The 18599-nt window shown below is 60.9% G+C and carries 10 protein-coding genes and 2 rRNA genes (1 of these 12 running past the window's edge); 2 read left to right on the forward strand and 10 right to left on the reverse strand.

The window, feature by feature from the left end; genetic code table 11:
- Nucleotides 1-228: 228 nt before the first annotated feature.
- Nucleotides 229-573, forward strand: coding sequence for a cupin domain-containing protein (locus tag SC318_RS22300; RefSeq protein WP_124388198.1), 345 nt, complete (start codon nucleotides 229-231; stop codon nucleotides 571-573).
- 45 nt (nucleotides 574-618) lie between these two features.
- On the opposite strand, the gene mmsB is transcribed toward SC318_RS22300, so the two are convergent.
- Together mmsB and SC318_RS22310 are read right to left on the reverse strand one after the other, a co-directional pair.
- Nucleotides 619-1506, reverse strand: a complete 888-nt coding sequence (mmsB, locus tag SC318_RS22305) for a 3-hydroxyisobutyrate dehydrogenase (protein ID WP_320428490.1) — start codon at nucleotides 1504-1506, stop codon at nucleotides 619-621.
- A gap of 15 nt (nucleotides 1507-1521) precedes the next feature.
- Complete coding sequence (locus SC318_RS22310) at nucleotides 1522-3039, reverse strand: CoA-acylating methylmalonate-semialdehyde dehydrogenase (protein ID WP_320428491.1); 1518 nt, start codon at nucleotides 3037-3039, stop codon at nucleotides 1522-1524.
- A 131-nt stretch (nucleotides 3040-3170) separates the two neighbouring features.
- On the opposite strand from SC318_RS22310, the gene SC318_RS22315 reads away from it, so the two are divergent.
- Nucleotides 3171-4118 carry a LysR family transcriptional regulator gene (locus SC318_RS22315; RefSeq protein ID WP_320428492.1) on the forward strand — a complete coding sequence of 316 codons (948 nt, stop codon included), beginning with the start codon at nucleotides 3171-3173 and terminating at the stop codon, nucleotides 4116-4118.
- Between the two features lie 148 nt (nucleotides 4119-4266).
- Here SC318_RS22315 and SC318_RS22320 read toward each other — a convergent pair whose 3' ends face one another.
- The 8 genes from SC318_RS22320 to SC318_RS22355 form a co-directional block, all read right to left on the reverse strand.
- Nucleotides 4267-4758, reverse strand: a complete 492-nt coding sequence (locus SC318_RS22320; protein WP_320428493.1) for an outer membrane lipoprotein YfiB — start codon at nucleotides 4756-4758, stop codon at nucleotides 4267-4269.
- 4 nt (nucleotides 4759-4762) lie between these two features.
- On the reverse strand, nucleotides 4763-6025 hold the full coding sequence (locus tag SC318_RS22325; protein WP_320428494.1) for a diguanylate cyclase DgcN/YfiN: 1263 nt from the start codon (nucleotides 6023-6025) through the stop codon (nucleotides 4763-4765).
- Complete coding sequence (locus SC318_RS22330; RefSeq protein ID WP_320428495.1) at nucleotides 6022-6588, reverse strand: regulatory sequestration protein YfiR; 567 nt, start codon at nucleotides 6586-6588, stop codon at nucleotides 6022-6024. Before SC318_RS22330 ends, SC318_RS22325 begins: the two co-directional genes overlap by 4 nt.
- Before the next feature lie 151 nt (nucleotides 6589-6739).
- Nucleotides 6740-8800, reverse strand: coding sequence for an exodeoxyribonuclease V subunit alpha (gene recD / locus SC318_RS22335; protein WP_320428496.1), 2061 nt, complete (start codon nucleotides 8798-8800; stop codon nucleotides 6740-6742).
- Nucleotides 8797-12468: an exodeoxyribonuclease V subunit beta gene (gene recB, locus SC318_RS22340; protein ID WP_320428497.1), complete on the reverse strand. Its 3672-nt coding sequence runs from the start codon at nucleotides 12466-12468 to the stop codon at nucleotides 8797-8799. The genes recD and recB overlap by 4 nt, the downstream gene beginning before the upstream one ends.
- On the reverse strand, nucleotides 12465-15917 hold the full coding sequence (gene recC / locus SC318_RS22345) for an exodeoxyribonuclease V subunit gamma (RefSeq protein WP_320428498.1): 3453 nt from the start codon (nucleotides 15915-15917) through the stop codon (nucleotides 12465-12467). Before recC ends, recB begins: the two co-directional genes overlap by 4 nt.
- 137 nt (nucleotides 15918-16054) lie before the next feature.
- Nucleotides 16055-16170 (reverse strand): 5S ribosomal RNA (rrf, locus tag SC318_RS22350).
- Between the two features lie 154 nt (nucleotides 16171-16324).
- A 23S ribosomal RNA gene (locus tag SC318_RS22355) occupies nucleotides 16325-18599 on the reverse strand (it continues 617 nt past the right edge of the window).

Here is an 18599-nt window from a genome sequence, read left to right on the forward strand (position 1 = left end):
TGATGGCCTATGTGGGAGGGGGCTTGCTCCCGATGGCGGTGGTTCAGTTAATAAACCAGTGACTGACACACCGCTATCGGGGGCAAGCCCCCTCCCACATTTGATTGCATTGGGTCTGGGGGATTGCGTTCTGCTGCGTTTCTGGGCATCCGGATGTCGAGTTCAGACCACTGATAATCAGCTCGGCGCTATAGGGTTCGACTTCTGTTTCCTTGCCTCGGAGTCATCATGTCCCAGCCGATCACTGTTCTGCGCGATACCCACCCCTTGCCGGTCCTGGATGCCTGCAAATGGGAAAAACTCGAAGGCGATCCGCATACCGTCAACCTCAACGCCTACACCAGCGAAGACGGCAGCAAGATCATGGGCACCTGGATCTGCACGCCGGGCAAGTGGTACGTGGAATACGTGAAGTGGGAGTACTGCCATTTTCAGGAAGGCTACTGCGTGATCACACCCGAAGGCATGGCGCCGATCCATCTGCGGGCTGGGGATATCTTTGTGGTGGAACCGGGGATGAAGGGCACGTGGGAAGTGGTGGAGACGGTGCGCAAATATTTTGTGTTTGCTTGAGCAACAGGTTATGGCGAGGGAGCAAGCTCTCCCTCGCCACAGTGTTTATTTGGGCTTGCGATAGCTGTTGATGATCGCCGAGAAGTCCTTGCCCCCTTCCCCACGCTGGCTCATAGACTGGTACAACTGCTGCGCCACTGCACCAAGCACCACCGGTTGGTGTGCCTGGCGCGCCGCTTCAGTGGCCAGCCCAAGGTCCTTGAGCATCAGGTCGGCGCCAAAACCACCGGTATAGCCACGCGACGACGGCGCGGTTTCAATCACGCCCGGCCATGGGTTGTAGGTGTCCGAACTCCAGCAGCGCCCGGTGGAGCTGTTGATGATTCCGGCCAGCACCTTTGTATCGATCCCCAACGCATCGCCCAGGGCCATGGCTTCACTGACGCCGACCATGCTGATGCCCAGCAGCAGGTTGTTGCAGATCTTGGCGATCTGCCCGGTGCCGACATCGCCGCAGTGCACGATATTGCGGCCCATCTGCGCCAGCACCGGTTGCAAGGTGGCGAACAGTTCGGGCGTGGCGCCGACCATGAAGGTCAGCGTCCCGGCTTGCGCCCCGCCGGTGCCGCCGGAGACCGGCGCGTCGGCCATCACCACGCCTTGCCTGGCCGCAGCGGCCGCGACATCGCGGGCGGTCTGCGGGTCGATGGTGCTGCAATCCACGGCCGGGATGCCTTCGCCGATGCCGGCGAGCACACCGTCTTCGTTCAGCCACACGCTGCGCACATGCGCGGCGGCCGGTAGCATGGTGATCACCAGCTCAGCGCCTTGGGCCGCGTCACGCGGTGAGGCGCTGATGCGCCCGCCCAATTCGGCCAGCTCCTTGAGCACGGTCTGGTTCAGGTCGAACAGGTTCAGCGCGTGCCCGGCCTTGATCAGGTTGCGGGCCATGGGCGCGCCCATGTTGCCCAGGCCGATAAATGCAATGTTCATGGTTGCCTCCCGGACTCAGCGCAGGTTGATGGTGGTGTTGACGCCATCGTTGACCGTGTCGTCATCGAACCAGCGGCTGGTGACGGTTTTGGTCTGGGTGTAGAACTGCACCACTTGCTTGCCGTACGGCCCAAGGTCGCCGAGCTTGGAACCACGCGAACCGGTGAAGCTGAAGAACGGCACCGGCACCGGGATCGGAATGTTGATGCCCACCTGGCCCACATCGATTTCGCTCTGGAATTTACGCGCCGCCGCCCCGCTCTGGGTGAACAGGCCGGTGCCGTTGCCAAACGGGTTGGCGTTGACCAGCGCAATGGCTTGATCAAGGGTGTCGACTTCCAGCACCACCAGTACCGGGCCGAAGATTTCCTGGGTGTAGATCTGCATATCGGTGGTCACGCCCGAGAACAGCGTCGGGCCGACGAAGTTGCCTTGTTCGAAACCCGGCACCTTGATGTCACGGCCGTCCAGCTCCAGCTTCGCGCCTTCTTTCACGCCGCTTTCGATCAGTTCCAGGATGCGCGCCTTGGCACGTTTGGAAATCACCGGGCCGACATCGGTGCCCGCTTCGCTGCCGGCGTTCACCTTGAGTTTCTGCGCCAGCGCCTTGAGATCCGGCAGCCACTGCTTGGCCGCGCCCACCAGCACCACCACCGAGGTGGCCATGCAGCGCTGGCCCGCCGCGCCGAAACCGGCACCGACCAGGGCATTGAGGGTGTGCTCGCGGTTGGCGTCCGGCAGCACCACCGCATGGTTCTTGGCGCCCATCATCGACTGCACACGCTTGCCGTGCTTGCCGGCCAGGTCGTAGACGTGCGTGCCCACAGCGGTGGAGCCCACGAACGACACCGCCTTGATGTCCTTGTGGGTGCACAGCGCATCCACCACCTCCTTGCCGCCGTGCACCACGTTGAGCACACCCGGTGGCACGCCGGCTTCCAGCGCCAGCTCCACCAGCAGCAGGGTGGACAATGGGTCTTGCTCGGACGGCTTGAGTACGAAGGTGTTACCGCAGGCGATGGCCATCGGGAACATCCACAGTGGAATCATCGCAGGGAAGTTGAACGGGGTGATGCCGGCGCAGACGCCGATGGGTTGGCGCAGGGTGTAGGTGTCCACGCCACCGGCGACGTTCTCGGCGAACTCGCCCATTTGCAGGGTGCCGATGGAACAGGCGTGTTCCACCACTTCAAGACCACGGAAAATATCGCCCTCGGCGTCGGCAATGGTCTTGCCCTGCTCGGCGCTGAGTACCACGGCGATGCGCTTGGAGTGCTCGCGAATCAAGGCTTGCAGCTTGAGCATGATGCGCATGCGCGCGCCGATCGGGGTGAGTTTCCAGGTTTGGAAGGCTTGATGGGCGGCGTCGATGGCGGCGTTGACTTCGTCGGCCGTGGCGAACGGGACTTTGGCCAGCACTTGCTGGGTGGCGGGGTTGACGATGTCTTGCCACTGGGAGGTCTTGGACTCGACCCATTCACCGTTGATCAACAACTTGACCTGTTTAACGGAAATATCGGCAGATGCGTTCATGGGGTCTCCAACTTTTATAATTATGCAGAGAACCAAGGCGTTGAATCGCCTTGAGGATGAGGCGTTCGGACTGTTTTTGGAGTATAGATGTGCAAATCTCTAATAAGAACGCACATAAAAGCCGGTCCAATATGCAAAAAAACATCACATCCCTGGGCTCCCTGAATTGGGATGACCTGAAGTTTTTCCTCGAAGTGGCCCGCACCCGCAAGGCCAGCGTGGCCGCCAAGCGCCTGGCAGTGGACTACACCACCGTGTCGCGGCGCATCAGTTCACTGGAAGTGTCGCTCGGCACCCTGCTGTTCGAAAAATCCCGGACCAACGGTTTTGTACTCACCACCGAAGGCCAGCGTTTACTGGGCTATGCCGAATCCATCGAAAGCACCTTGCACATGGCGTGCGAGCAGGTCTCCGGCTCCGGCGTGGCGCTGTCGGGGCACGTGCGCATGGGCTGCACCGAAGGCTTCGGCAGTTTTTTCGTCACCCCGCAGTTGAGTCACTTTGTCGATACTTACCCGGCGATCTCGGTCGACATCCTGCCGCTGCCGCACTTCATCAGCCTGTCCAAGCGCGAAGCCGACATCGTCATCGCCCTGGAACGCCCGGAGCACGGGCCCTATGTGTGCTGCAAACTGTGCGACTACAAGCTGCAGCTGTACGCGACCCAGGATTATCTGGACCAGCACGCGCCCATCCAACGCCCGGCGGATTTGGCCGAGCATCCGTTTATCAGCTATGTGGATGACCTGGCGTTCAGCTCGGAGCTGCTGTACCTGGCGAACGTCGTACCCGGTGCCAGCGCCAGCCTGCGCAGCACCAGTGTGATTGCACAGTACGTCGCGGTGCAGCAGGGACGGTCGATGGCGATATTGCCGTGCTTCCTGGCGGCGCAGGACCCGCGCTTGCTGCCGGTGCTGGGGGAGCAGATAGCGATTACGCGGCAGTTCTGGATGTACTGCCGGGAGGACTTGCGCAAGTTGAAGCGGATTACGTTGTTGTGGGATTACATCCGCGAAGTGACCGAGCAGAACCAGGGCTTGTTGATGGGGCAGACGCGGGAGATGCGGTTTGCCGATTGAAGGCGCCGCGTGAGGTGAATGTGGGAGGGGGCTTGCCCCTGATGGCGGCGTGCCAGTTACCAAATCTATTGGCTGACACACCGCTATCGGGGGCAAGCCCCCTCCCACATTTGGAATGCATTTCAGATTGGGAAAGGCGAAAAATACCTCAGTCGGCAATCACTACAATCGACACGCGCCGGTTCTCGGTGCGGCCCGCCGTGGTTGTATTCGACGCCACCGGCTCGCTGCTGCCCAGGCCGCGCAGTTGGATGTTTTCTTCTTTCATGCCCACGCTGCTCAACACCTTGCCCACGCTTTTGGCGCGGCGCAGGGACAGGGATTGGTTGTAGAGTTCTTTGCCCGACGCGTCGGTGTGGCCTTCGACGCGCACGCGTTCGATGCCCGCGCCCACCAAGGCTTTGCCGATGCGTTCGACGATCTCGGTGCTGGGCTTGTTGAGGGTTTCGACGTCACTGCCAAACAGCACTTTGCCCGACAGGCCGAAGGCCCAGCCGTCGTCCGTCAGCTCAAAGCCCTGCTGTTTGAGCACGGCCACTTGCGCCGGGGTCAGGCCTTTGGGCGGTGGGGTCTGGCAACCACTGAGGGCCAGGCAGGCGACAAGTAAGGTGACGAAGAGGACGCGTGCGTTAGAAAACAAGGGATTAACTCCTGTGTTGAACATTGACGACGGAGGGTTCCAATTCCGCCGTTTGCTGGCTGCCCGAGGACAGCCGTTTGGCCTGGTACATCGCCGCGTCGGCGGCATTGAGCAGGGCGCCGGGCGTGGCGCCATGCTCGGGGTAAACGGCGATGCCGATACTGAGGGAGGTCGATACCAGGGTGTTGCCAGGCAGTGGGATTGGCTTGTCCATGCTGGCAATGATCTTGTCGGCGATGCGCTGCGCATCTTCGGGTTTATGCAGCGGCGCGAGCAGGACGGCAAATTCGTCGCCGCCCAGGCGGGCCACTAGGTCATCTTCGCGCAATTGCGCACGTACCCGCTCGGCAACGGCCATCAGTACGGCATCGCCGGCGGCGTGGCCGAAGTTGTCGTTGATGTCTTTGAACCGATCACTGTCGAGAAACAGCACCGCCACCCGCTCGTTGGCCTTGGCGGCGCTGCGCAGGGCACGAATCAAGCGGCCTTCGAAGAACGCACGATTGGGCAGCCCGGTGAGGCTGTCGTGACTGGCCTGGTGGGCAAGGGTTTCGTTTTCACTTTGCAGGTGGCTCTGCCAGGCTTCCATCTCGCCAAGCAAGGCGTTGAAGTCGCTGCCCAGGCTGTCGAGTTCGGCGATCTGTGCAGGCGGCACGCGGCGGTCGAAGTCACGCTCGCTGCGGGCGGCGTGAGCCACGGCGGCAAGACTTTGCAGCGGCCCGGTGATCCCCCTCAACAGACGCCGTGCCAGGTGCAGGGCTATCCAGGCGCTGAGCGCGGTGCATATCACAATGCCCGCCAGGCCGCTGAGCAAGAAGCGCAACAGGCTGCCGCCATGACCGGTCAGGTGGATGCTGCCGACGGGGTTGCCCTGATGAAGGATCGGCTGGCTGATGGGTTGTTCGAGCAAGGCATGCGCCAGCTCCAGTTCAACCCGTGACAACATGCCGGTGTTCGGCCGCACCCATTGCGCCAGCAGTTTGCCGCTTGCGTCAAAAACTTCGGCCTGGGCGACCTCTTCGGTAGAAGCAATCAGGCTAAGGGCTTCAGTGGCAGCGGCACTGTCGTTGAACACCACTGCCGCTTCCACGGTGTAATTGATCGAGCGTGCGATCAAGTGCAGGTTATGTTCGGCATACACCCGCAGCGCCAGTACGCCGAGCAGGGTCAGGGACACGCTGGCCAAGGTCACCGCTACCAGGGCCAGGATCATGTGCCCTCGGCCGATGACCGAGCGCAGGGTCGGTCGAGCTTTAGCCGGCCTCATGGCGCTGGCGCTCGACGGCGCGACAGTTGCAGCACGCTGGGGTGAATGCGCACGCCACTGCGGGCGACGGAATCCAGGTTCACCTCGAACGATACTTGCGCATCGCTCACCCGCAGGCAGAACAAGCTACCCACGGTGCAATGGTCACCGCCTTCGCTGATGCTGAGCACCGGATGCCCCATCAATGAGGTAAACAACGCGGTGCGTTCGTCAGCGCTGAGTTTGCCGATGTAAATGGCGTCGCAGGCACCGACGATATCGGGGTTGTTCGCCAGCAGGCGGCGCACGACTACCGGACGGCCGGTCGCCTGGGTGGTGCCCTTGATCAGGTCGTCGGTGTACTGGGTGGGCCCGACGATGCACAAGCGCAGTTGCGCGGGCTCCACCGGCCAACGGGCATAGCTGAGGATACCGAGCACGACCTGGGTGACCGCCTGGGCGCGCTGCTCTGCCGGGCTAGGGGTCTGCGCCCACGCCAGCGGAGCGAGCAGGCATAGCACCACCACCTGTAACAGGCGCCTCCAGCTCAAACTACGCTCGGTGAGCGAGACAGCCACGTTCATGCAGCGATTCTCTCAAGAAATTTCAAAGTGATGCCGCAACGATAGCACAGCGGCGGAAGCCCCCACGAAGCGAGCCTTTCACGGGACCGCCTATTTTTTCAGAAAAGTCTGACAACCGAATCAGAAATATTACATGACCGTTCAGTCAGTTTTATTCGGGCGTGGCGTCCAGCTCAAGCATCAGCCCGCTCAAGCGCTTGACCCTGCGCCGTACGGCTTCCTCAAAGACACCGGCACGCGGCTCGATCAGGCTGAACCAGCGTTTGGCACGCGTGATACCGGTGTAGATAAGTTCTTTGGTCAGAACCGGGTTCAACGCGTCAGGCAGGATCAGCGCGGTATGCGTGAACTCCGAACCCTGGGATTTGTGCACGGTCATGGCGTAAACCGTTTCCACATCGTTGAGCCGGCTGGGCAGCACAAAGCGCACGCCGCCCTGGCCGTCGTTTCGCGGGAAGGCCACGCGCAGCACCTGGGGGCCGCCATCGCTTTCGGGCAGCTTCAAGGCGATGCCGATGTCACCGTTCATCAAGCCCAGGCCGTAGTCGTTACGGGTCATCAATACCGGACGGCCTTCATACCATTGCTCATCGCCCTCGATCAGCCGCACCTTGCGCAAGGCGGCGGTGATGCGCAGGTTCAATCCTTCGACTCCCCACGGGCCTTTGCGTACCGCGCAGAGCAGTTGGAACGCGTCAAAGGCCTGCAGCAGTTGTTGCGCCCAATCGGTCCAGGCGTGATCGTCACGCGGGGTGTCCAGTGCAGGACGCGCCGACTGCAGCAGGTTCAGGTAATAGCGATAGCCTTGGGCCTCCCCGCCCTGCCCATCCAGCACCAGGCGCTCAAGCGCAGGATCGTGCTCGCCCTTGAGGCTGAGGCAGAACAAGTCGTCATGACTGCGCGCAGCCAGCAGCTTGCGCGCTTCTTCAGCGTTCTGCTGGTTCACCCAGCGCGCCAACTGGCCAATGCCGCTGCCCTCGCCGAAACGCCGCGAGTAGCGCAGCATCACCACCTGCTGGGCCAGGGGATGGCTGCCGTCGAGGTCCTCCTGCAAGCCGCTGTTGCCGAGGTCTTCGCCGCTGACCGCTTGCAGCCATTGGCGCGTGGCCGGGCTGTACCAACCGGCCTCGGCATCGCGGCACAAATCGCCGAGCACCGCGCCCGCCTCTACCGAGGCAAGCTGGTCCTTGTCCCCCAGCAGCACCAGGCGAGCATGTGGCGGCAAGGCGTCGAGCAGGTTGGCCATCATTTCCAGGTCGATCATCGATGCTTCGTCCACCACCAGCACATCCAGTGGTAAGGGGTTGCCGACGTGATGACGAAAGTGCCGAGTGCCCGGACGACTGCCCAGCAAGCGGTGGACCGTGGTGACCTGGGTCGGGATTTTTTCGCGCACCGTGTCGGGCACTTTCAACGACAACACTTGCTGGCTGATCGACTCGGTAAGACGTGCGGCGGCTTTACCGGTGGGCGCGGCCAGGCGGATACGCAACGGATTGCCGCCTTCCACGGCCGGCGCCTGCAACAGCGCGAGCAGGCGAACCACGGTGGTGGTCTTGCCGGTGCCGGGGCCGCCTGTGACGATGCTGAACGCGCCTCGGGTGGCCAGGGCGCAGGCGAGTTTTTGCCAGTCGATCACGCCATCGGGCGCCGGTTGATCGAACAAACCATTGAGGCGCCGCGGCAAATCGGCAGCGACGGTTTCGTGGCTGGCCAGACGCAGGCGCAGTGCACTGTCGATGCGCCGTTCGTACGCCCAATAGCGGCGCAGATAGAGACGTTTTCCGGACAGCACCAACGGACGGCTTTGGGCCGACTCACTGCCATCGACCGCCAGCGCGACCAAGCGGCTGGAGGCCAGCGTATGGCACCAGTGGGCGCCGTCCAGACCGTCGAGCAATTGCGACGGCAACAGCATCGCACCGGTTTGCAGGTCACCTTCGGGCGGCAACGACAAGGCAAAGTCCGGCGCCTTGAGGGTTTCGAACAGGTCGAGGCACACATGGCCGTGGCCCAGTTGGTGGCTGGTCAATGCCGCCGCCAGCAGCACCAGGGGGTCGGCCTCTGGGTCAAGCTCATGCAGAAAGCCGACGAACGCTTTGTCCAGGGCCCGCAGCCAGCCACGGTCAACCCAACGCTCCAGCAGGTGCACCAGGTCGGCGGCGCGACTGAGGGGCGTGAGTTCCTCCAGCAGTAGCGGCGACAGGCTCATAGCAGCACTCCTTGTTCCCAGGCGGGTTCGGCTTTGGGCGGGATAGGCTTGCCCTGGAACAACAGGTCCAGCCCTTCGATCAGCTCTCGCGGCGGCCGGGTGAAATACGCGCCCTGGCTCACCGATTGCGTGCCGCGCAGAAACAGGTAGAGGGCACCGCCGATGTGGCGTTCATAGTCGTAATCGGGCAGGCGCGCCTTGAGCTGACGATGCAGGGCCAGCAGGTAAAGCACGTATTGCAGGTCATACCGATGCTCGAGGATCGATTGTTCCATGGCATCCAGGGTGTAGGCCGAATCGTCGGGGCCGAGCCAGTTGGATTTGTAGTCAGCCACGTAATAGCGGCCGTCGTGCTCGAATGTCAGGTCGATAAAGCCCTTGAACATGCCGTTGAGCAGCACCGGTTCGGCCGCCACACGGGAAACGCCGTTGTGGGTGTACTGGCACACCAGTTTGTCGAGGGCCAACACGTCGACCTTATGGCTGGCGAACCAGAATTCCATTTCGATCTGATACTGCTGCAGGGTGCTGAGGCTGACCCGACCGTCATACAGCGGCAGTGGCGTTCGCAACAGGTGACCAAGCCAAGCGCTGAGGGTGACGATCCAGCCTTCCCAATTGCGGCGGTTGCAACGGGCTCCGACAGCGTTTTCGATGGCCTCGGGGCTCAGGTTGAAACCTTCTTCACCGGCCCACTCCAGCAAACCGTGAAGGAAGGTCCCTGGATTCGGACCGCGTGGGAATCGATGAATGTCACCGCCCGACGCCGCCACTTCCCTTGGTGCGTCGGGATCAAGGCGTTCGTCATCGAACAGTTTCTGGGCCTGTGGGCTTTCAGGCGCTTCGAGATTCGCGGCGCTCATGCTGTCGCCAATGCGCAAGGCGCTGTAGGAAGCGATCCACCAGTTCTCCGCGGCCTTGCGTTTGGGCAACAGCGGAGCCAGCAAGGTGGCTTCATTGCGCGGCGGATGAAACATCATGTCTTGCGCTGGCGGCACATGGGCATAGCTGATTGCAGGGCAACCTTGCAGCAGATCCATCAACCAGCGTGCCAGGCCGGCGGATTCACCCAGCGGCGCACCGGCGCCAAGCAAATAGCCCAGCGCCGAGAGGTGCAGCACCGAGCTGCTGCTGTTGCCGCGCTTGAGGTCGGCGATGCCCAACCAGCAGGCGTGCTTGGCGCGGGTCAGGGCGACATAGAGCAAGCGCAGGTCTTCAGCCAGGCGCTCATCGTCAGCCTGGGCGATCAACTCAGCGGTGGGCCGCAGGCTCACCTGGGATTTGCCCTGCTCGTCGTGGTAATGCAGCGGCAAGCGAGTGCCGTCCACGGGTTTGGCCGAACAGATGAAGGGCAGGAACACCAGATCGTATTCGAGGCCCTTGGATTTGTGGATCGTCACCACCTTGACCAGTTGCTCGTCACTTTCCAGGCGCAGGATCTGCTCTTCGCCGGCCTGACCCGACATCGCCAAGTGCTCGGCAAGATGGCGAATCAACGCCTGTTCGCCGTCCAGTTCCGAGGCGGCCTGTTGCAGCAGTTCGCTCAGGTGCAGCAGGTTGGTCAGCACACGCTCGCCGTCGCTGCGGGCGATCAGGGTTTGCGGCAGCTGGAAGTCATGCAGCAGGCGGCGCAGCATCGGCAGCACGCCTTGGGTGCGCCAGATCGAGCGGTAGCCACGAAACTGCATCACGCGGCTTTCCCACGCCAGTTCGTCCTGGTTCAGACGCTCCAGTTCCGCCAGTGAGAGGTTCAAAGTGACACAGGCCAGGGCTGCGCGCAGCGGGCGCTCCACGTCCGGCTCGGCGCAGGCCTTGAGCCAGGCCAGCAGATCATGGGCCTCCTGGGCGGCGAAGACCGAGTCCTTATCCGACAGGTACACACTGCGCACGCCCCGCGCCGCCAGTTCGGCGCGCACGGCCTGGGCTTCCTTGCCATCTCGCACGAGGATGGCGATGTCTGACGGCAGCACGCCTTTGAAGCTGCTGTCTTTAACAAAGCCAGCAACGCCTTGCTGTCCACCATTGAGCAACGCGACGATCTGCGTGGCGCAGGCAGCGGCCAGTTGCTGGCGATACACCGCGTTGGAAACCGGCTGGTCAGCAGGCAGGTGCCAAAGGTGCATCGCCGCTAGCGTTTGGCCGTCGACCTGCAGCTGTTCTCTACGGCCTTGGGACAGCACCGGGTGAAACGGCACCGGGTTATGGCCGTCGGGTTCACGGAACAGGAATGCGCCTCGGCCTGTTTCCGCGCGCTGGAACACATGGTTCACCGCCTCGACCATCGCATGGCTGGAGCGGAAGTTGGTGCCCAAGGTGTGATGACGACCGGTGGTAGATTGCCGGGCACGCAGGTAGGTGTAAATATCCGCGCCGCGGAAAGCGTAGATCGCCTGTTTGGGGTCGCCGATCAGGAACAGGCCGCTGTCCAGGTGGTTTTCTTCGATGCGGTAAATGCTGTCGAAGATGCTGTACTGCACCGGGTCCGTGTCCTGGAATTCATCGATCAAGGCCACCGGGAATTGCTCGCGGATCACGCTGGCAAGGCGCTCGCCGCCGTCGGCCTGAAGCGCGGCGTTGAGGCGGATCAGCATGTCGTCGAAACCCATTTCAGCGCGGCGCCGCTTCTCTTCCTCAAAGCGCTTGCCCACCCAGGCGGCGGCGTGTTGCAACACCGCAGCGTCCGGGGTTGGCAGGGCGTCGAGGGCGGCTTTGAGACCGGCCATGGCATCGATGCCGGGATGCTGTGGCGGCTCGCCTTTCCAGGCTTCGGCCATGCCTTCAGGGGTCAACCGCGTGAAACCGGTGCCGATGTCCAGTTGCTCCAGGGTTTCGTCAGCGGCCCAGGCACTGATTTTTTCAAACCAGGGCTCGAAGTAACGGGCCTGCATTTTGCGACCGTCGACCGCCTTGGCCGCAACAGCTTGCAGACAGAGATCACGCAGCTCTGCGGCCCATTGCTGCCAAGGTGCCTTGATGCTGGCCAAGGCCTCGCGGCGCTCTTGCAGGCAGGCGGTGATCATTTCAGCCGGCTCGCGGCTGTCATCGGCGGGCCGCTCGCTGCCGAACAACGCACGCACCCGTGGCATCAACGCGGCCGGGCCGCCCCAGTTGTTGCGCACCCAATTGAGCGCATCGTCGTGCATCGGGTAGCAGAACAGGCGCCAGTAGTCGCGCAACACTTCACCGAGCAGGTCGCTGTGATCGGTTTCCAGGGTCTGGGTAAACAGGCTGCCGCTGTCGAACGCGTGTTCGCGCAGCATGCGCTGGCACCAACTGTGGATCGTCGAGACCGCGGCCTCGTCCATCCATTGCGCGGCAATGTCCAGTCGATTGGCGCAGGCGGGCCACTGTTCCTCGGGGTATTGGCCGCGCAGGTCGGCGATCAAGGCGTCGGGCTGCTCGATTTCACCCCGGAAGAAGCGCGCGGCTTCCGCCAGGCGGATACGGATACGTTCACGCAATTCCTTGGTGGCGGCGTCGGTGAAGGTCACCACCAGGATTTGCGGTGGTAACAGTTCGCGGCCGAAGCCGGACTCATCACCGCCGTTGCCGAGGACCAGGCGCAAGTACAACGCCGAAATGGTAAAGGTCTTGCCGGTGCCAGCGCTGGCTTCAATCAGCTGGCTGCCTTTGAGCGGGAAGGCCAAGGCCAAGGGTTTGCCATTCATGCGTCGGCCCCTTCGCTGGACAGTGAACGCCAGGGGGCGTTGATCAGCGGGCGATACAGGGTTTCGCACCAGCCTTCGAATTCTTCGCTGGCAACCAGCGCGGCGTAGTCGGGGAACTGGCGGGTGAGCGCGGGCGTTTCGCGGCGTTCGCCGTCGGTGGTCATACCGTCGCCCTCGTAGGCTTTGCAGGCAGCGGCCTGGGCTTTGGCAGGATCGGTTTGGCCGAGCCAGGCAAAGGCGGTTTTGACGGCGACGGGCAGCGGTTGGCTCATGCCGGTGTGCCAGGCGAGCAGCAAGTCACCGAGGATGCTTTGAGCGGTGGATGTGTCCAGGGGGGCCAGCAGCAGGGTGTCGTCACTCGCCACCAAACCGGTACTCAACGGCACGCCGCAGGCACAGGCGACCACGTGATTGACCCAAGGGCGAATCAGGCGGTGCCACTTGCGCGTCTTGATCGAGCCGATGCTGTTAGGGATGGTGGTAACGCTTAGCAATCCGCCATCACTGCGGCGATGCAGGCCGCTGATCCAGCCTTCGAGTTGGATGCCCTGATATTCAAAACTGACAGGTTCCGCGCCGGTATGCGGGGTTGGCCAGAGCGCCAGGAGTTGCTGGTAGCGCTGCAGCAGATCCGGCAACGGCTCGATCAGCTCGTTACGCAGGCATTCGCCGAAACCGACCATAGGCAGCAGGCCACTGCCTTGCAGGCGCAAGGCTTGGGCGTTGAGGGCCTGATCGAACTGATCGGGCCGCGTCAGCGCCGCGTTCAGCAGACTGTCGCTGAGGTTGTAGCGTTGCAGCGCATCAAGGACGAAAGGTTCTTCGTCGGCCAGCGGCACTTGGGCGGCTTCAAAGAACACTTTCAGACGTTGGCTGAAGAAATGTTTTACCGGGTTGCGCAGGAAATCCTGCAACTGGCCGAGGCTCAGGGGCTCTTCCTGGTGGTGCGGCATCAACGCAGGCTCGTGCTCCATTGTGGCGGGGGCTTGGTGCAGCAGCTGCCATTCGCGGGCGTAACTGAACAGCGGCTCGCCTTCATGGAAGTAGCGGGCGCTGAAAGGCTGGAGCGGGTGCTCCTGGGTCATCGCTTCGATCAGGGGGCGGTCGCTTTGGGCGTTATGCCAGCCGCTGGCGAGATGGTCGCGCAACTGGCCGATCAGCACCGAGGCCGGACGATCGCTGTTGTCACGGATACTGCGGCCGACCCAACTGATATACAGCTGGTCGCGCGCGGAAAGCAGGGCTTCGAGCAGCAGGTAGCGATCATCTTCACGGCGAGAGCGGTCGCCGGGACGGTAGTCGCTGCCCATCAGGTCGAAGTCCAGCGGGGGTTGGGCGCGTGGGTAGTCGCCGTCGTTCATGCCGAGCAGGCAGACCAGCTTGAACGGGATCGCACGCATGGGCATCAGGGTGCAAAAGTTGACCGCTCCCGCCAGGAAACGCTGGGACAGGCGGCCCTGGTCAAGCCCGGCTAACCAGGCCTCGCGGACCACCGTCAGCGGTAACTCGTCTTGCAGGCCTACGGATTCACAGGTCTCCAGCCAGGTCTCCCTTAACTGTTCGAGTTGGCCCAACAGGTAGTCATCGTGTTCGCTGCTGGCCAGGAAAAACAGCTGCATCAAGCGTTGCAGGCGTTCGCCCCACGCCTGTGGAGGCGCTGGTTGTGACAGGGCGTGATGCGCGTCGTTTAACGCGTCGAGCAAGGCGACCAGCGGGCCAATCAGTGCGGCATCAAGCCCACCGATCTCGTCGTAGGGCTCAATGCCATCGCATGCGACACCGGTGCCGACGGCGTAACCCAGCAGCATGCGCCGCAGGCCGAAACGCCAGCTGTTCTGTTCCAGTTCCGTGGGTAGCCCCAGGCCGGCACGCTGTTCGGCATTGAGCCCCCAGCGGATGCCGGCGCCTTCAATCCAGCGGTGCAGCGTCGGCAGGTCGCGCTCATGGATGGCGAAACGTTCGCGCAGGGCGGGAACGTCCAGCAAGTCGAGAATTTCGCTGACAGGGAAGCGGCTGTCGGGGAGTTTGAGCAGGTGTTCGACAGCAATCAGCAGCGGGTCGCGGCCGCGCTGGCCCTGGTCTGTCAGGGTGAACGGAATGAAACGTGGGTCATTTCGCTCCAGTTGGCCGAAAACTGCGCGAATGTGCGGTGCATAGCTGTCGACATCGGGGACCATGACGATGATGTCCCGAGGACGCAATGTGGGGTCGGCGCTGAAGCGCTGGAGCAATTGGTCGTGGAGAATCTCTACTTCGCGTTGGGCGCTGTGGGCGATGTGAAAGCGAATGGACGAGTCGCGCTGCAGGTCGACCGCAGGCCAGCATTCACGGGTTTCATCGAGTGGGCGCAGTTCGAGAATATCGTCCTGAAGCTGGTTGAGCAGCGTGGTGGGCTGGTTGTCGCTGAACAGGTCGATACGACCATCACGGAAGGCGGCGCGGTAGCTGTTGGGGTCGTCGTAACTGTCCAATAGGCTGATGTAGTCGCGGCCCTGCTTGCCCCAGGCGGCGAGCAGCGGGTGGGCGTGTTGGTGCAACGTTTGTGGATCGATGGTGACCGGCATGCCCGCTTTGCGTGCCTGGCGCTTGTATTCGTTACGCAGCAGGTCTTTGTCGGCCACGATGTCCGACCAATGATGGCGGCAAGGGTTGTGCACACACAGCAACACTTGGCTGAAACGGGCCAGGCCCGCCAGGGCTTCGAGCGCTTGGGCGGGCAGTGATGAAATGCCAAAAACAATCACTCGGGAAGGTAGGCCAGGAGGCGCTTGCTCAAGTGTGTTGATACGTTCGATAAAGCGCTGGTGAACGCCCGCGCGACTCTGGGCCATACCCTGCGCCCCTACGTCGAGCAGCAAGGCGCGCCATAACTCAGCCTGCCAGCAGTTGGCGGGGTTAAGCGGTTTGGCTTCGCCGCGCCCGTTGCGTAACTGATGACGGCCTGCTGCCCAGTCCTCCAGCCAATCGGCGCGATACACCTGGTATTGGTCGAACAAGTCGGCCAGGCGCTCAGCGAGCTGGTAGCGTTTGCGCAGGTCGCTGTCGTGGGTCAGGAAGCGTTGCAGCGGCTCGAAGTGAGGTTGGTCGATAAGCTCCGGTAGCAGACGCATAAGCCGCCAGGTCAGTGGGGCCTTATCAAGGAGAGACTTTGGGGGAATTTCGTCACGCCCTAATACCATGCGATAGAGCTGCCACATGAAGCTGCCGGGCAGTTGCACATCGATTGCCGCTGCAATGCCGCAGCCACCCATATCATCCTCTTGCGGATCTTCGGCCAAGGCTAGCTTGAGCCATTGGGCGATGCCGTTGCTTTGGACCAGAGCGATTTCATTTTCCAATGGCGCCAGGGGATAACGACGCATCCAGCTGACTACCAGGCTGCGCAACTCGTCCAGGCGGTTACCGTGAACCACCATGAATCCAGCGCTGAGGGACGTCGCACCCGGCATAACGGTTTCCTTGGAAAAGCAAAAATCGAGGCATGGACTTTAGCACCGAAGACCACTGCGATGAGCGTCCAGACACTTTTCGACCGCCCAAAACAAAACCCCTGTCTGCGTTAGCAAACAGGGGTTCTGGAATTTAATCTTGACGATGACCTACTCTCACATGGGGAAACCCCACACTACCATCGGCGATGCATCGTTTCACTGCTGAGTTCGGGATGGGATCAGGTGGTTCCAATGCTCTATGGTCGTCAAGAAATTCGGGTACTGAGTCGTGGCCAGACGGCCTCGCTTCAGCAAATTGGGTATGTAATAGAATTTGGTGTTTGCAAGCGTCGAACTTTCGGTTCATTTCGTCTTCACACACCGCAATCTGTTCTCTTTCGAGTCGCAAATTGCTTGGGTGTTATATGGTCAAGCCTCACGGGCAATTAGTATTGGTTAGCTCAACGCCTCACAGCGCTTACACACCCAACCTATCAACGTCGTAGTCTTCGACGGCCCTTCAGGGAACTCAAGGTTCCAGTGAGATCTCATCTTGAGGCTAGTTTCCCGCTTAGATGCTTTCAGCGGTTATCTATTCCGAACATAGCTACCCGGCAATGCCACTGGCGTGACAACCGGAACACCAGAGGTTCGTCCACTCCGGTCCTCTCGTACTAGGAGCAGCCCCTCTCAAATCTCAAACGTCCACGGCAGATAGGGACCGAACTGTCTCACGACGTTCTAAACCCAGCTCGCGTACCACTTTAAATGGCGAACAGCCATACCCTTGGGACCGGCTTCAGCCCCAGGATGTGATGAGCCGACATCGAGGTGCCAAACACCGCCGTCGATATGAACTCTTGGGCGGTATCAGCCTGTTATCCCCGGAGTACCTTTTATCCGTTGAGCGATGGCCCTTCCATACAGAACCACCGGATCACTAAGACCTACTTTCGTACCTGCTCGACGTGTCTGTCTCGCAGTCAAGCGCGCTTTTGCCTTTATACTCTACGACCGATTTCCGACCGGTCTGAGCGCACCTTCGTACTCCTCCGTTACTCTTTAGGAGGAGACCGCCCCAGTCAAACTACCCACCATACACTGTCCTCGATCCGGATAACGGACCTGAGTTAGAACCTCAAAGTTGCCAGGGTGGTATTTCAAGGATGGCTCCACGCAGACTGGCGTCCACGCTTCAAAGCCTCCCACCTATCCTACACAAGCAAATTCAAAGTCCAGTGCAAAGCTATAGTAAAGGTTCACGGGGTCTTTCCGTCTAGCCGCGGATACACTGCATCTTCACAGCGATTTCAATTTCACTGAGTCTCGGGTGGAGACAGCGCCGCCATCGTTACGCCATTCGTGCAGGTCGGAACTTACCCGACAAGGAATTTCGCTACCTTAGGACCGTTATAGTTACGGCCGCCGTTTACCGGGGCTTCGATCAAGAGCTTCGCGTTAGCTAACCCCATCAATTAACCTTCCGGCACCGGGCAGGCGTCACACCCTATACGTCCACTTTCGTGTTTGCAGAGTGCTGTGTTTTTAATAAACAGTCGCAGCGGCCTGGTATCTTCGACCGGCATGAGCTTACGGAGCAAGTCCTTCACCCTCACCGGCGCACCTTCTCCCGAAGTTACGGTGCCATTTTGCCTAGTTCCTTCACCCGAGTTCTCTCAAGCGCCTTGGTATTCTCTACCCAACCACCTGTGTCGGTTTGGGGTACGGTTCCTGGTTACCTGAAGCTTAGAAGCTTTTCTTGGAAGCATGGCATCAACCACTTCGTCGTCTAAAAGACGACTCGTCATCAGCTCTCGGCCTTAGAATCCCGGATTTACCTAAGATTCCAGCCTACCACCTTAAACTTGGACAACCAACGCCAAGCTGGCCTAGCCTTCTCCGTCCCTCCATCGCAATAACCAGAAGTACAGGAATATTAACCTGTTTTCCATCGACTACGCTTTTCAGCCTCGCCTTAGGGACCGACTAACCCTGCGTCGATTAACGTTGCGCAGGAAACCTTGGTCTTTCGGCGTGGGTGTTTTTCACACCCATTGTCGTTACTCATGTCAGCATTCGCACTTCTGATACCTCCAGCAAGCTTCTCAACTCACCTTCACAGGCTTACAGAACGCTCCTCTACCGCATCACTTACGTGATACCCGTAGCTTCGGTGTATGGTTTGAGCCCCGTTACATCTTCCGCGCAGGCCGACTCGACTAGTGAGCTATTACGCTTTCTTTAAAGGGTGGCTGCTTCTAAGCCAACCTCCTAGCTGTCTAAGCCTTCCCACATCGTTTCCCACTTAACCATAACTTTGGGACCTTAGCTGACGGTCTGGGTTGTTTCCCTTTTCACGACGGACGTTAGCACCCGCCGTGTGTCTCCCATGCTCGGCACTTGTAGGTATTCGGAGTTTGCATCGGTTTGGTAAGTCGGGATGACCCCCTAGCCGAAACAGTGCTCTACCCCCTACAGTGATACATGAGGCGCTACCTAAATAGCTTTCGAGGAGAACCAGCTATCTCCGAGCTTGATTAGCCTTTCACTCCGATCCACAGGTCATCCGCTAACTTTTCAACGGTAGTCGGTTCGGTCCTCCAGTTAGTGTTACCCAACCTTCAACCTGCCCATGGATAGATCGCCCGGTTTCGGGTCTATTCCCAGCGACTAGACGCCCTATTAAGACTCGCTTTCGCT

Source organism: Pseudomonas sp. MUP55 (genome assembly GCF_034043515.1).
In the GTDB taxonomy this organism is placed as follows: Bacteria; Pseudomonadota; Gammaproteobacteria; order Pseudomonadales; family Pseudomonadaceae; genus Aquipseudomonas.